10 protein-coding genes are annotated in these 16,035 nt (G+C 58.5%); 9 read left to right on the forward strand and 1 reads right to left on the reverse strand.

The window, feature by feature from the left end; genetic code table 11:
- The first annotated feature begins 357 nt into the window (after positions 1–357).
- From CKA38_RS08295 to CKA38_RS08330, 9 genes are all read left to right on the forward strand, one after another.
- Entirely contained in the window at positions 358–1,581 is a 1,224-nt protein-coding gene (locus tag CKA38_RS08295) for a sialidase family protein (protein ID WP_108825048.1), read from the forward strand.
- A 51-nt stretch (positions 1,582–1,632) separates the two neighbouring features.
- Entirely contained in the window at positions 1,633–3,534 is a 1,902-nt protein-coding gene (locus CKA38_RS08300; RefSeq protein ID WP_108825049.1) for an arylsulfatase, read from the forward strand.
- A gap of 310 nt (positions 3,535–3,844) precedes the next feature.
- Positions 3,845–4,960, forward strand: coding sequence for a sialidase family protein (locus tag CKA38_RS08305; RefSeq protein WP_161554803.1), 1,116 nt, complete (start codon positions 3,845–3,847; stop codon positions 4,958–4,960).
- A gap of 107 nt (positions 4,961–5,067) precedes the next feature.
- The gene (locus tag CKA38_RS08310) at positions 5,068–6,258 is read left to right on the forward strand and encodes a carboxypeptidase-like regulatory domain-containing protein (RefSeq protein ID WP_161554804.1); all 1,191 of its coding nucleotides are present in this window, start codon (positions 5,068–5,070) and stop codon (positions 6,256–6,258) included.
- Positions 6,255–8,381 carry a TonB-dependent receptor domain-containing protein gene (locus tag CKA38_RS08315; RefSeq protein WP_152032741.1) on the forward strand — a complete coding sequence of 709 codons (2,127 nt, stop codon included), beginning with the start codon at positions 6,255–6,257 and terminating at the stop codon, positions 8,379–8,381. Before CKA38_RS08310 ends, CKA38_RS08315 begins: the two co-directional genes overlap by 4 nt.
- 166 nt (positions 8,382–8,547) lie before the next feature.
- Positions 8,548–10,635 (forward strand): hypothetical protein, encoded by a 2,088-nt coding sequence (locus tag CKA38_RS08320; RefSeq protein ID WP_152032742.1) that lies wholly within the window; start codon positions 8,548–8,550, stop codon positions 10,633–10,635.
- The gene (locus CKA38_RS08325) at positions 10,632–14,132 is read left to right on the forward strand and encodes an autotransporter family protein (protein ID WP_108825054.1); all 3,501 of its coding nucleotides are present in this window, start codon (positions 10,632–10,634) and stop codon (positions 14,130–14,132) included. Before CKA38_RS08320 ends, CKA38_RS08325 begins: the two co-directional genes overlap by 4 nt.
- Positions 14,133–14,232: 100 nt before the next feature.
- Positions 14,233–14,382 carry a hypothetical protein gene (locus tag CKA38_RS15715; protein ID WP_161554805.1) on the forward strand — a complete coding sequence of 50 codons (150 nt, stop codon included), beginning with the start codon at positions 14,233–14,235 and terminating at the stop codon, positions 14,380–14,382.
- 228 nt (positions 14,383–14,610) lie between these two features.
- Positions 14,611–15,369 carry a phosphatase PAP2 family protein gene (locus CKA38_RS08330; protein WP_108825055.1) on the forward strand — a complete coding sequence of 253 codons (759 nt, stop codon included), beginning with the start codon at positions 14,611–14,613 and terminating at the stop codon, positions 15,367–15,369.
- Positions 15,370–15,414: 45 nt separating this feature from the next.
- Here the strand turns inward: CKA38_RS08330 and def are convergent, their stop codons facing one another.
- Positions 15,415–15,972 (reverse strand): peptide deformylase, encoded by a 558-nt coding sequence (gene def, locus CKA38_RS08335; RefSeq protein WP_108825056.1) that lies wholly within the window; start codon positions 15,970–15,972, stop codon positions 15,415–15,417.
- Positions 15,973–16,035: the final 63 nt, after the last annotated feature.

Below are 16,035 nucleotides of genomic sequence, written 5' to 3' on the forward strand. Positions count from 1 at the left end.
ATGGGCGATTCTTACAGCGCCGCATCGCATTTCTTGTCGAGCATTAGTGCCGGGGCTGCAAATGTAATGTTCGCTGACGGGACTCTTTCGGTGTGCGTGAGGTGCTTGACTCTGTCTGTCTTGAACTGAGCCCCATCATCAGGTATCCAGTGGGTGCCACTGGAGCATTGTTGGAAGCGTGACATTGTAGTGTTGTAACTTTGCGTCGTTTGATCAGCGGGATTGTCCCGCCGCATCGAAAGCCATCAGTCGCACCACGCCATGTCGGATGATTTATATCATTGTCGGCATCATTACATCCCGAGGCCTTGAGGTCTCGCGTGAAATTCCCAACAAACTAAATAACTCCACCATCACATGCCCTGTCGTTTTCTCATCGTCGCGCTCCTTTTTATTTTTGTTCCATTGGCAAAGGCCGCTGTCATTCCCCCAACGGAGAATTTCCCGCTGCCCACCGTTGACCTTTCCGGCCCCGCCGAGGCCGCCGCACGGCATGTTACAATCGCCCGTGGAACGACGGAAGTCTATCAGGGGCACCCGACCACCGTCCTGCTGCCTGACGGAAAAACAATATACTGCGTGTGGACCATCAACCACGGCGGACCCTGCGGCCCCATGAAGCGCAGCGACGACGGCGGTCTCACATGGAGCGGCCTGCTCCCGGTTCCCGAAAACTGGAAGAGCACAAAAAACTGCCCCTCCATCTACCGGCTCGTCGATCCGCGCGGCAAGGCGCGCCTTGTCGTCTTTGCGCAGGAAAACGGCGTCATGCGCCGCGCCTATTCCGAGGACGACGGCAAAACATGGTCGCCCATGCAGCCCGCCGGCGACGGCATCGTTCCCTCCGTCATGCCCTTCACAGACGTGAAGCCGGTTGACGGCGGCAAGCGGCTCCTCGCCATGACCAATATCCGCCGCCCCGGAGAGACCAGGGAGAAATATTCCAACGTTCTCGCGCAAAGTTTCTCCACCGACGGCGGCCTTACATGGTCGCCGCTTGAAATTGTTCGCGACATTCCCGGCCTCCGTCTTTGCGAACCGGAGATTGTCCGCTCGCCCGACGGCAAACAACTTCTCTGCCTCATCCGCGAGGATGCGAAGCACGAGTCGCTTTTCATGACCAGCGACGACGAAGGCCGCACGTGGTCGAAGGAGCGAACACTTCCCAAGGCGCTCTGGGGCGACCGCCACAAGGCCAAATACACGCCCGACGGCCGCCTCGTTGTCGTCTTCCGCGACGTGGGCCGCAAAACCAGCCCCAGCAACAATCACTTCGTCGCGTGGGTCGGCTCCTACGACGACATCGTCAACGTCCGCGAAGCCGGCTATCGCGTGAAACTCATCCACAACCACCGGCGCGGAAAAATTTTCTCCGGCCGCCTCATGGACGACTGCGGTTACCCCGGGCTTGAAGTGCTGCCCGACGGCACCCTCGTGGCGACCACCTACGCCAAATACACCGAAGGCGACGAGGGCAACTACGTCGTCGCAGTCCGATTCACGCTCAAGGAAACCGATGCCGCACTTGTGTTGAGGGAAACCCAAAACACACCGCCTATTCCGAATAGGAGTGCCCGGTAGTTCAGTTGTTAAATTGTCCATTGGCACAACAGTATTATTTGTCTTTTCCCCATGAGCCCCACGCCCCGTAAAGCCATTCTGTCTTCCGGCGTCACTCTTGCCGCCACCGCGCTCATCTCTTTTCAGTCAGACATTTTGGTCACGCCCGCGCCCGCGCGGCCCAACATTATTGTCATCATGTCGGACGACATGGGCTTTAGCGACATCGGTTGCTATGGCGGCGAGATTCGCACGCCGGCGCTCGACAAACTGGCGCGCAATGGCCTGCGCTTCACCCAATTTTATAATGGCGCGCGTTGCTGTCCCACGCGCGCATCATTGCTCACGGGGCTTTATCCTCATCAGGCCGGCGTCGGCCTCATGGTCGGCAATCCTCGCGGCAATTTGCCCGGATATCAGGGCGAGTTTTCCAAGAGTTGTCTGACCATCGCCGAAGTGCTGCGCCCCGCCGGCTACGCCACTTACGCCGTTGGCAAATGGCATGTCTCGCCATCCACTCCCGACGCAAAAGCCAACTGGCCGCTCCAGCGCGGCTTTGATCGGTTTTACGGCACGCTCGCCGGAGCCGGCAGTTATTATGATCCCGCCACGCTTTGCCGCGGCAACACGTTCATCACTCCCGAAAACGATCCTGAGTATAAATCCGCGAGGTTTTATTATACCGACGCCATTGCCGACAATGCCGTGCGTTATTTGCGGGATCACACGGGTGATCCGGCGAGCGCAGCCAAGCCTTTCTTCATGTATGTGGCGTTCACCGCCGCGCACTGGCCCATGCACGCGCCGCCGGAGGATATTGCGCGATACAAGGGCCGCTACGACGCCGGGTTTGAGGCCATCCGCGCCGGGCGTTACCGCCGTGTGCGCGAATTCGGCCTTGTCCCGCCGTCCACCCGGCTTGGTCCGCCTGCCGTGAGTTGGGCGGACACCGCCGACAAGGAATGGGAGGCTCGCTGCATGGAAGTGTATGCGGCCATGGTTGACCGCATGGATCAAGGCATCGCGCGCATTGTCGCCGAACTTGAGGCCGCCGGCCAGCTTGAGAACACGCTGATCTTGTTTCTTCACGACAACGGAGGTTGCGCCGAAACCATGGGGTTGGGACGAGGCACTCCCAGGGCTTTTCCAGAAAATATAAACCCCCTCGGCCCCGATGAGCTTCAGACCAAGGTGCTGCCGCCAATGCAAACCCGCGACGGCCGGCCCGTGCGCACCCAGCACGGCATCATGCCCGGCGCCGAGGACACCTACATCGCCTACGGCAAGGGCTGGGCCAATGTGTCAAACACGCCCTTCCGCGAATACAAACACTGGGTTCACGAAGGCGGCATATCCACGCCGCTCATTGCGCACTGGCCCAAAGGCATTCGGAGGAACCTCGGCGGTTCACTCGTTCATTCAGTCGGTCATATCATCGACATCGCCGCCACCTGCCGGGATGTCGCAAACGCCGCCTATCCGAACAAGCGCGACGGCACACCCATTACTCCACTTGAGGGAATCAGTTTGCGACCGGCGTTTTCCGGCGAAACACTCGACCGTCCCTCGCCGTTGTGCTGGGAGCACGAGGGCAACCGCGCGATTCGGCTCGGCAAATGGAAACTCGTCGCCAAGGGGCGCAAGGGTGCGTGGGAGCTTTACGACATGGAGGCGGATCGCGCCGAGTTGAACGACCTCGCCTCGCAGCATCCGGACATCGTGCAAAAACTCGCCTCCGATTGGGATGCATGGGCGTTGCGCGCCAAGGTGAAACCCTGGCCGTGGGACAATCCGGAAGCAGGCAGGATTCCCAAGGGAAGATCAACGATTCATGGACATTTCCGGACCAATCCCACGAGCCTCAGTGATGGCGGGCGCTGTGGCATTCGCGGACGACCTGAATCACTCGCATCAATTCCCGATTATATAAAAGGGGTGTCGTGCGACGCCTTTTTCAGCGGCGCTTCCATATAATACTATTAATCACGAAAATCGTTTCATGTGCCTGTCAATTTACTGGGATACATTGGAGACCAGCTTGACGTTATTGCGAATTCGCCGGAATGGCGTCTTTCATCCGCGTCACCCACTATTGATTAATACCCCGTTCCCATATTCCCGCGCCCTCCCACGTCATTTGTTTCCACCCTTATAGACACCCAGCCAATTTTTCGCCGCCTTTATGCAAACAACCCGCACGATGTATTTAATAAAGCCCTCAATGCTGCTCTTGTGCTTGGCCTTGTGCTCAACGCTGTCCCATGCCTTGGCAGACGCCGCGTCCGTGGCCCCGAATCCAAAACAGCCCGCCACCTGGCTCATCCCCGGCAACGGATTCGAGCCCTTTCCGGCTTCCTCCATCGGTTTTGGCGAAACATCCTGCATCGGACTTCCCGACGGGCGCATCCTCACTGCTCGGGGTGGATACATCGCTGTCTCGACCGACGGCATGAAAACTTTCCCCGTGGAAAACAACATCCCGTTCGTCAAGTCCCGCGCCGAGCCTGTGCGCGGGGCGCGCCTCGCCATCAGCAGCAGTGGCGCCTGGCTCGTGCTCTGGCGCACCGCGCACACGCCCGGAAAGCTCGCCGAGTTTTGGGACAAGTCCACCCACAACTACGTCCCGCATCTCACAGGCGGGCAGCTCATGGTGGCGCGTTCCGTTGACTCCGGCAAAACCTGGTCGGAGCCGCTTCGCATTTCCGACTCACGCTATACCAACGGGCATCCGCCGCGAAAAATACTCCAGACGAAATCCGGCGTCCTCCTCATTCCCGCGCAATACCGCACGCCGAACCCCGGACGACACACCGTCTCCATCCTCCGCTCGACCGACGACGGCGTTTCGTGGTCCGCTCCCGCACCCGCCTTCGATCTGCCAAACTCCAACGGCAACCATGACGGCGTTGTCGAGCCGACCCTCATCCAGCTCAAGGACGGCACCGTTTGGTTTCTCACCCGCACCAACCTCGGCGCGCTTTGGGAGTCGCGCTCCACCGACGACGGGCTCACGTGGTCGCCTTTGCGCCCCACCCGCATCTACGCCTCCTCGTCGCCGCCCACGCTTGAGCGTCTTTCCGACGGACGCCTCGTGCTTGTTTGGAATCCATGGAAGGATACCGAGGGCAATCCACCGCAGACGCGCGGCGGCGCCGACACCACGGACTACTCCCTCGCCGTGGCAAGCTGGCACCGTCGCGAGCTCCACCTCGCCACTTCCTCCGACGAGGGCAAAACGTGGAGCGAGCCCCTTGTCGTTGCCCGGCATCCCCGCAAAAGCGGCGTGTTCAAGGGTGGCTGGATTTCCTACGTCACCCTCTTCGAGCACGACAGCCACCTATATCTTTTCGCCCAGATGGGCGGACTCAACGCCCGCATCCCCCTCAATAAGCTCCCGTGAGCCCGGTCCTATTTTTCATAATCCAAATCAAAAAACGTCTCCCCATGCATAATATATTCACACCATTTACCCGCGTAGCGCAGCACACTGACAAGGCCGCCCCGCTCATGTCTTCGGGCATCCCGGCAAGGTGGATTTGGCAACCTGCGCTACGTGTGCTAAAGCTGGCCGCGGCTGTTGTCCTGGCGGGCGCGTGGATAACCACACCGGCTCCGGCCCAGTCTGCGTCGGCCGGCGCCATCGAGGGCGCGGTGTATAACGCGACCAACAGTCTTCCCGTGGGCAGGGCAAAAGTGAGCATCAAGGGAGCCAACCAAGAAACGCTCACGGATGACGAGGGCCGTTTCTATTTTCAGAATGTTGCCGCGAGCACCGTCGAGCTGGATGTATCCTATCTTGGCTTTAACACGCAAACCGCCTCGGTGACCGTGGAGGCTGGGAAAACCACGGTCCGCGATTTTCAAATCACCCGCGAAGGTTTGCCTAGACGCCGGGCCGAGGACGGCGAGGTTGTCATGTTGGAAAAGTTTTCCGTGGTGGCCGATCAGGCCATGAGCGCTCAGGCCATTGCCATGAATGAACAGCGCCACGCACCCAACATTAAGAATGTTGTTGCGCTGGAGGATCTCGGAGATTTTGGCACCGAAAACATTGGTGAATATATCCGGTTTCTCCCGGGTGTGGCTATCATTGACGACGGCGAGGAGGCCGGACGGCTTGCGCTTGGCGGCTTCCCCGCGGAGATGACTAATGTGCAACTCGACGGCGGCGATGTCGCAAGCACCGGTGTTGGCACGGAGATGGGGCGCACGCTTGCGCTCCAAGAGGTGCCCATGGTGAACATTGAGCGTGTTGAGGTCACAAAAGTCCCCACACCCGACATGTCGGCCACCGGCTTGGGCGGCTCGATGAATCTTGTTACCAAAAGCCTTTTGGGAACACGGCGCCCCTATCTCAATTACTCGATGTATATGACTTTTAACAACAAGGAGGGACTATCCTTTGATGGCGGCGGCAAGCAACCAATCCCACAAGTTACGCCGAAAACCAAAAAACCCTCCTTCAGCGTTTCCGCAGTGGTGCCGGCTGGCAAGCGCCTGGTCTTCAGCGCAGGTGCATCGCGCACATGGAAACAACGCCCTGCCGAGGGCACGCCGAGCGAGATCGCATATTGGAATCTGCAAGCCAAGGAATACCGTGATAAAAAATCCAAAAAGATTTCGCATTGGCCACCGGGCAATGGTCTCAAATCGCGCAAATCTCCGTTTCGGAGAATATTCAGGCTGGGGTGGAGATGAGGTTGTCACGCAACGACACCCTGTCGTTCACCGTCCAAACCCGGCAAGTCACCTCCGACCGGGCAACCAGCCGCCTTACCACCCGTTTTCATTACAACATGCAATACGATCCTGTGGGCGATGCTGGCTCAACCTCCACAAAGGAGGCGGGCGGACCGTTGCCAGGAAGCACAACCGGCGCGACTGAGCCGGGCGGCGGCACGATCGAAATGGGTGGCAACGCAGCGCTCAATTATTCGGAAGTGACGGATAGCACTCATATGACGTTGCGTTACAGGCACCGCAGCTCGAAGTGGCAGATTGACGCACAAGCCGTCTACTCTAGCGCCGAGCGTGTGCGCAGTAGTATGAATGAAGGCTACTTCAACGGCTATTACGCTTTGGGCAATCAAAGCACGACGAGAGGATATGACATGAAGGGTTATGATATCAATGTGGGCGACAGCATCCTTCCGAATAGCTACGTCATTAAAAATTCGGACACAGGCGAGACTGTGGACCGGTATGACGGAGACACTTACTACCTCCAGTCAGTCCGCGAAGAGGACGGCAAGTATAAAACCGACATGTATTCAGGGCGGGTGGATGTGACTCGTGTTTTCAACCACCGTTTTTCCCTCAAGGCCGGCGGAGCTTTCAGCCGATTGAAAAAGGACGATTGGAGGTTGCCGATTAATTATACCTTTGTGGGCGACGAGCAATATGGGGCCGACACTGCCGCCGGACGCATTGAAAGGAAGATGGTGCGTCACTACGATATTCTTGACGAGAGCATCGATGTGGACAGCAACGGCAATGCCGTCCGCTGGATCAGCCCGGTAAAACTTTACCAACTCTTTCTCTCCAATCCGGAGTATTTTCAGCAAAACACCAGCACCATCCAATATAAGGCGGAATACTCGAAAAAAATGATTGAGGACATTTCCTCGGCTTATCTGCGCTTTGACCTGAACCTTTTTAGCAATCGCATGCACATCATCGGTGGCGTGCGCTACGAAAGAACCGACCTCGAGGGTTGGAGCGTGAAAATAGACCACACCGCAAAATACCATCGGGATCCTGAAACCGGCCAGCCCTTGAGAAATCCCGATGACAGTTTGCAATTGATCACAACTGATACCGTAGAGCAAACCCGTCTTATCTATAAGGCGCGCGCTTTTTATGAGGGGCAAAACTACGATGGATTTTATCCCAGCCTGAATATCAATTATGCCTTCACCGATAATCTGGTGCTCCGCGCCGCCTACGCGCGCACTATCGGGCGTCCGGACGTGAGGTATGTCGTGGACGGCATCCGAGTGCCCGAGCTGACCGCGAAAGAGGTGCCTGACCCGGGAAGTGAGGAAGACGATGACGAAACCAACACGGCTGCGCGTGTGATCAGGGTGGGGAATCCCGGGTTGAAACCATGGACTGCGGACAGTTTCCACCTTTCTCTCGATTCATACCATTTAAAGGGCGGGTTTGGCTCTATCGGTGTTTACCGCAAGAATGTGACCAATTTTTTTGCGGATCGCGCGTTTACCGCCAACCGGCAGGATCTCGAGTATTATGGCATAAGCGATGCCGATATCGATTTTATGATAGAAAATGATTACGCGATCCGCCGATGGGTGAATGTCGGCGACGCGCACCTGACAGGGCTCGAAATAAGCTACCGACAGGACCTGTTTTTTCTTCCGTCGTGGCTTCAAAAAATACAGGTATGGGCGAATTACACGCATCTGAAGGTCGGCGGTCCCAACGCCGAGGAATTCACCGGATTCACCCCCGACGCGCTTTCCTGCGGCATAAATTACATCCGCCCGCGCTTTTCCATTCGTCTCACCTGCGCTTATCAGGCGGAGACAAAGTCAAAGGAGGTTCCCGTGGCGGAGGGCACACAGGCGGCGCGCTTTACCCCGCAGGACACTTATGAATATCAAGCTTCCAGTATTCGCTACGGAATCACAGCCGAATACAGTCTCTCCCGAGCATTTACCCTGTATATGAATTGGAATAATATATTCGGCAAGGACACCTATGTTTACCGTCGCGCAGCCGACACTCCCGCCTATGCGCAAAACTACCAGCGCTACATCGTCCCGTCCTACATTATGATTGGCGTGAAAGGGAGATTCTAAGACGGCAAACTCCTAACGTGTGTGTCGCGATGAAACAAACAGCCGGATGAAAGACAACGCGCTGTTTTAAAAACAAAGAATAATTTTTATGAAAAACTTAACCCAAACAATTTTAAAACACATCTTTGTGATAGCGTTTGTTGCTTTGACGCTTTCGCCATGTGCCATGGCGCAACAACAACCGCCGGTTAGCTCCGGAACTCATGCCTTTGGGGAAGATATCACGTTTGATCCGCCCACCCGGCAGACGATGGACGCAACGGCCACCCCCACGTGGCTGATTGCCGACGGAGTCACTGTCACAATAGCCAACGTGAGCACCGCCAGCAGCGGCGGTGTCATTTCTATCGGAGGTGGCGTTGGTAATAACACCGTTTTCACCATTGCGCCCACAGGATCAACCGGACGCGTCATTTTCAGAGGCAACATCACCAGCGGCGAGGGCAGCGTTTTTTATCAAAATCGCGCATCCGTTAATATCACCAACGCCTCCTTCATCGGTAACGGCTCCACCAAGGCTGCCGTCCACGGCGGCGGCGTATTCAGAATCGGCTCCACCGCCATCGAGACCCGTCTCACCAACGTCGTCTTCGATAAGAATTTCGCATATTCTCTCGGCGGTGCCATCCGCACCCTTCACGGCCTTACGATTACCTCCGGCACCTTCACCGGCAATCACGCCAGCGGCACCACCGCCACCACCGGCTTCGGCGGCGCCATCGCCGCCACCGCGGGCGGCCTCAACCTCAATAACAATGGCATCCAGCAAAGCATTATCACCGAAAGCTACTTCGCAGACAACTGGGCCTCCCGCTACGGCGGCGCCATCGGCGTGGATGGTAACAATCCCCACCACTCCATCACCTACTGGGATCACATCGGCTTCGACGACAACTTCGCCGCTCTCGGCGGCGGCGCGATCTACGACATCGCAAATACCAATAATCTTATTAGCGGAGCGCGACACATCAACGGCCAGCGCTTCGTCTTCACCGGCACCACCGGTGCCACCGAATACGTTTCCTCGGGCAACATTGCCCGCGGCGAGGCAATGACGGCGGACGAAATTACCGCCGCTCGCAGCGGCTCCTTCGCCTTTAGCGCCGCGGCTTCCGCAAAGGCCGGCGGCTTCTATTTTTCAAACGCCGTGGGCACCCTGCTTCGTTTCGACATCGCCGAAAACGTCACTGTCGAAATCGGCAAAGCCGGCAATCCCTCCGCGTGGGATTCCATCGCCAACAGCGACACTTCCGGCACCAGTGCGAGACTTGAACTCACCGGCACCGTCGCCACCGGTGGCGGAACGCTGATTTTGCATGCCGACAACTCCTACTTCCAAGGCTCGGTCAACGTGGACAAGGGCACGCTTCTCCTCGGCAACCGAAACGCCAAGCTCGGCGGCGTTGTCACCGTCGCCGATGGCGCGGGTTTTGGCGGGGCGGGGGAATTGATCACGCACAAACAGAACGACACGGTTTTCGCCGGGCGCACAAAACTCGTCATTGGCGACAATGCCTCCCTTCAGATCGGCACCGACACGGCTCTCGACGCGGAAACACTCGCAGTCGCGGGCGACTTGAGCGTTGGCACGGGCATCACCTTCACGCACGATCTTTTCACCAGCGGCTCGGCCAGTCTGCTGTCCGTGAACAACCTCAGCATGGCGGGCACCGGCACAGTCAACCTCAGCCTGCTGGCCACGGGTTCGTTTGCGATCATGGAGTGGTCGGGCGTCGGGCTTGGCGCGGGAGACTTGGGCAAGCTCACTCTCACCGTGGACGGCGTCACCAACAACCCCCGCAGCACCGCCGCGCTTTCACTGTCGGGCAACCAGCTCGTCGTCACCAACACGGTCAACAACCTCGTCATGCGCTGGACGGGCGCCGAGGGCGGCAGTTGGATGCGCCGCCCCCGTGGGGCGCAGCAAAACTGGGCCGATGCGGGAGGCTCCGAGGAAAGCCGGTTTTTCAACGCGGACAGCGTGGTGTTCGATGGCGTGGCGGATGCCGCAAACGCCTCCAACCGAGACATCACCATCGAGGCCGGTGGCGTGGTCGTTTCCGATATGGAAGTATCGGGAGCCGCGGATTACGTGTTTCGCGGCGAGGGCGGAATCGAAGCCGACGCCAACGCCGTGGGCAGCGCGGCCTTCACGCCATCGGGCAAGTTGAAAAAGAGCGGTGAGGGCGAGTTGGTTTTCGCCAACACCGCCGCAAACACCTTCAAGGGGGCATCGAAATTTCGGGCGGCTTGATCGGCTTTGACAACGCGGCGCAACTCGGCTCCGGCACGGGCGGCATCACGTTTGCCGATTCCGGCACGCTGCGCGCCGCAAGCACGGTCACGGGAACCCTGACCGACAACGTGCGCGTCGCGGCGGGCAAAACCGCCGCGATCGAGGTGGAGCGGGGAGGCTCGTTCATTTACGGTGGCGTGCTGAGTTCGGCGGCGGACTCAACGTTGCGAAAAACCGGCGAAGGCTCGCTCCTCCTCACAGGCGACAGCTCGGCAAATGCCGGCGCGCTCGCAATTGACAAGGGTGCGGTAACGCTGGTGGAGACTAATGCAGCGCTCGGAGGAAAAATCACCGTGGGCGCCGGCGCGACTCTCGGCGGCGTGGGCGCGGCGGGCGCGGGCGGCTCGGTCAAGATTGCCGCCGGGGGCATTCTGGACGCCGGGCTGGACAGCACGCAATCCGGCACGCTCACCGTCCATAACTTGGAAATGTCCGGCGGCGCGACACTGAGGCTGGACCTGTTCAAGGATGCCGACGGCGCGTATCAAAAAAGCGACCGCGTGTTCGACTCCGGCACCTCCTCCATCAGTGGCGCCAATACAATCGACCTCACCTCGTTCGCGACCGGCACCTTTAATCTCGGCAACCTTGGCGGCCTCGCCGCCGCCGGAAGCGTGACACTAAGCGGCATGACACTGCCCGTCGGCGGACGACTCTCAGCGGAATTAACCAACGCCTCCGGCACATTGGAGATGATCACGACCTCCGACCAGTCCCGCGTGATGACCTGGAAGGGCGGAGCCAACTCCACTTGGAATCTCGCGGAAAAAAATTGGAGCGACGGCGGCTCGGTAAACCAGTTCAGCTACGGCGACCGCATCATCTTCGACGACACCTCCTCCGCCGCCAATCGGGAAATCTTCATCGACGCCGGCGAGGTGCGCATCGCCGACATGACCGTCAACGGCAACACGGATTACACATTCACCGGCGGGGGCATCCACGCCTCCGCGGACAATGTGCAGCCGGACTCCGGCGGCGTCGCGCATATCGTCGGCACCGGCAGGCTGGTGAAAACCGGCAATGGAACGCTGACATTGGCAAACGGACAAAACACATTCACCAGGGTTGAACTCGGCGGCGGTGTGCTCGCCGTGGGCAATGGCAATCAGCTCACAACCACCGACACTAACGCCGGCATCGTCTTTACCAACGACGCGACACTGCGTGCGACGAACGATCTCTCGCTCGACAACCAAATTTTCGTCACATCGGGCTACACCGGCGCGGTGGACAGCAACGGTCACGACATGGTGCTCCAAAGCGTGTATCTTGGAACGAATGCCGCCTTCGTGAAGCAAGGCGAGGGTGTTGCCACGATTGAACAGCGGCTTTCCCTGCCAGACACCAGTGCGCTCATCGTGCGCGAAGGCACGGTGCGCGTGGGCGCGGATTATGTTTTTTCAACCAATGAAGGAGCGTCCATCGTTGTGGACGCCGGCGCGAAAATCGATCTTGCCGGGCACAGCCTGCTAATGCGCGGCCTGTCCGGCGCGGGCGAGGTCGACGTGGCGGGCGGATACCTTATATATAACGTGGATTCCGCCTCCAGCGTGGGCACTTTTGCTGGCAGCCTTGCCGGCTCGGGCACGATCAACAAGACGGGCGACGGCAAATGGACACTCTCCGGCGTGAGCAGTTTTGACGGCACCTTCCAACTGGTCGCCGGCGAACTCGGACTGGCCAACAACGATGCCCTCGGCACGAGTTCGCTGACAGTCGCACCAGCCGCCACCGGGTTGTCTGTCGAGGCGGACGGCCTGAACATCGCCAACCCCATCACGGCGGGCACCGGCATGCTCACCATCGAGAGCAACGGCCTCGGCGCGGAGTTTTCGGGAAACATCACCGCCGACACAATCGCCCTCGCGGGCACCGGCACGCTGATGCTCTCGGGTAACAACACCATCGCCAATATGGCGATCAACGTCCCGCATGCAATCGCCCGCCGCGCCGAGTCGGTTTCCGGCGATGTGCAAATCGGCGCCGGAAACACACTGGAGTTCCGCGGTGTCAGCATGGGGCAGGTCAACGGCGACATTACCGGCAACCGAGTGCTGTTCACCTCGAGCACAATGGCCCTGAGGGGAGCAAACACACTGTCGCGAGTTGACATCGCCGACAACTCGCGAGTGAGCGCCGCTTCCACCGGCGCGCTCGGCGGCATCGGTTCCAACATCACCGTGCGCGACGGCGCGTGGCTCGCACTTCCGGTCGTGGGCGTGACAGGCGGCAATATGAACGTGGATGGTGGCGCTCTTGTATTCGGCTCGGAGCAAGGCATGGGGTCACTCGCGCTCTCCGGCACACTTGGCTTTACGAATGGCGGCGAGATCCGCCTGGCCGCGCTCCTTCCCACGGGCGTTTACACCGCTGCCGTGGCGTATGGCGGCATCGCGAACATGCCCGACTACGATCCGCATCAAGGCGGCATGTTCATGGTGGCTGACATCGTCAATGGAGACACCCTGGTCCTCACCGCCTACAACAAGGCGCTGGAGCCGGGCAAGGACATCGTCGTGGCCTTCGACGCGCTGTCCTCCACGATGCGCGCCGTGAACGCGCGCATAAGCGAGGAATTCATCACTCCGCTGGCGGATGAAAACGCGCCGCGAGGCAAACGAAGCCTGTGGTTCCGCGCCATCGGTTCCTTCATGGAATATGGTGATGACGAGGAACACATCGGCTACACCGACAACACTTACACGGGACTCATCGGCTACGACTGGCTCCTCCAAAAGAATCTCATGCTGGGCGCCTATGTCGGCTATTCGTTCTCAAAAGTGGAAACTTCCAATGATGCCAAAACGGACATGGACATGCCTTTTATGGGCGTATACGCCGCGCGAAAACTGGGCGCGTTTTGTGTCTCGGCGGATGTGATGCTTGGCACTGGAAAAGCCGACACCGAACGCACGGAGGATTTCGGCAATTTTGTGACCGGCTCCCACAAACTCGACACACTCGGCGCCAGCATGGAAGTCAGCTATAGCCTGCCGATTTTCGCCAGCGGCGAAGTCAGGCCTTCCGTGGGGATTCATTACATGAACCTGTCATTTTATAATTATGCCGAGGAAGGAAAAGGCGCGGTGCGACTGGATGATGTCAACGCATCGCTGTTGCAAGGCGTGGTCAAGATCGACGCCAGCAAACGCATTGAAATGCCATGGGGGCTTCCCGGCGCGGTGGGCCTGAGCGTGGGCTGGCGGCAGAACTTCCGCAATGATCGGACGGACGCATGGGCGACACTGGTGGAGTATCCGGACGCGCGCATACAAATCCGCGGTGACAAATACGACAAAAACAGCGTCATGGCTGGCTTGAACATCAGGATGATGTTGTCGAAATCCATGATATTCTCGCTGGCCTACGATTACGATTGCGTGCCGTTCGGCGATCAAAACAACGGCACCGGACGCCATACCTTCAACTCGAGCGTGAGGATAACTTGGTAAAACTGGCACATTGTGCCACCTCGTGCGAAAATTCATCTAACGAGTCAACGAACGCTTCGTTGGTTCCAATCGCATGCTTGTTTACTGATATAGTAATCGCATGCGCCTCTTCGAAAATTTCTCCGCAATCACCGGCAAGGGTGGCGACGTTGTGCTCTGCGATCCCATGGTGCCGTGGACCGGTTTGTTTGTGCTGATGGAACTCTTCGAAAACAAAACCGTTTCGTTGCCGTCACTGTTTCGAAAGTAGCGATATACAAGTGATATCCCGACTGCGTTGGATGCGCGGAATTGCGTAAACGACGTGAGCAGAATCGCGCATGGAAAACGGCTAACTCCAGTCCCCGCCATTTTCGCCTTGGCGTTGGGGATTCCGTCCTGTTGGTTTTTTTTCCGCTTGCCGGCTTATTGGCCATCCGCGCGGGCCTTCATTTCCGATCTCATTTGTCATTACCTCGACCTCTTATTCGACCAAACTATGAAAACATCACATCGCCCAGCCCGGTTCGCCGTCGCGTTCCTGTCCATTTTCTTTCTCGCAGCCGTCGCATCGGCGCAGCCGAAGTCATTCGAATATCGTTATTTTAAGAGCAACATTCAGGATCTCATCGCGCAGATACCGTCGCCGCCCGCGGATGATTCGATTGCGGGCATGGCCGACCTTGAGACTGTCATCCAGCTGCAGAAAGACGTTACCCCGGCGCAAATCGAGCGGATTAAGCGCGTCGATTCGCACACCGCGCGCAATGTCATGGGCATGGGCGCGCAGGCGCTCGGCTCCTGGTTCTCAAAGGAAAATCTCCCCCGCACCGCGGAAATATTGAAGGAGGTAAATATGGAGCGCCACTACATCGGCCTCACCGTCAAGGACCACTGGAACCGTCCCCGTCCGTATGTCCGCGACCCGAGCATCCAGCCGACCGCGCGCCGGTCCAAGGAAAGCTCCTATCCCAGCGGACATTCCGCCGCCAGCGCGGCTTGGGCGGGAATAATCGCGGCGGCAATGCCCGAATACAAGGAGCAGCTTTTTGAGGAGGTGCGCGAAACGATGTGGTGCCGCGTCATGGCTGGCATGCACTATCCGACCGACACGCACGCAGGCAGGAAACTCGGTTTTCTCATCGCGGATGAAATGTTGAAAACTCAAACCACACAGAAAGCCATCAAGGAGATGCGCGCGGAAATTCTCGCGTTCATAAAGGCGAATCCGGATGTCGTGACGCTGCCAAAGCAGTGACGCCGGCGCCCGGCTGCGCGGGCTGTTTGCGTTCCGAGGGCTGACTTACGCTCCGCCTGTTTTTGCCGCCAGCGCCTTGAGTTTTTTGTCAATTGAGGCGCGCGTTTTTTTCGACATGCGGTCGATGAACAGCATGCCGTTGAGGTGGTCGACCTCGTGCTGGATGCAGCGGGCGAACATGCCGTTGCACACGAGCAGATGCGGCACGCCCTCGGCATCCTGGTATTTTACCGTGATCTCGTCGCGCCGCTCGACGTCGCCGCGAATGTCGGGAAATGACAGGCAGCCTTCCTCCACGATTTCCTTTTCGACCGGATGCACTTTTACCTCCGGGTTCACGATCACCATCGGCATGATCAACTCCAGCGGCGGGTGGCTGCCGTCGAGCTCCCAGTCGAAGTCGTCGTCCACTTGCGATACGTCCACGACGCAAAACTGCAATGCCTTCCCGATTTGTTGCGCGGCCAGCCCGATGCCGGGCGCGGCGTGCATTGTCTCGACCATGTCGCGCGCGAGCGTGGCGAGGGGCGCGTCGAAGACGTCGATCTTGACACCCTTTTTTCTTAAAATCGGATCATTATATTGAACTATTGGAAGCAGCATGGGTCGATGTTCGCTTGCATCGTGGGTTTGCAATTGCCGGCCCGCAACCAATATTCTCCACTG

The sequence above is a fragment of the Ereboglobus luteus genome, from assembly GCF_003096195.1.
Taxonomy (GTDB): domain Bacteria; phylum Verrucomicrobiota; class Verrucomicrobiia; order Opitutales; family Opitutaceae; genus Ereboglobus; species Ereboglobus luteus.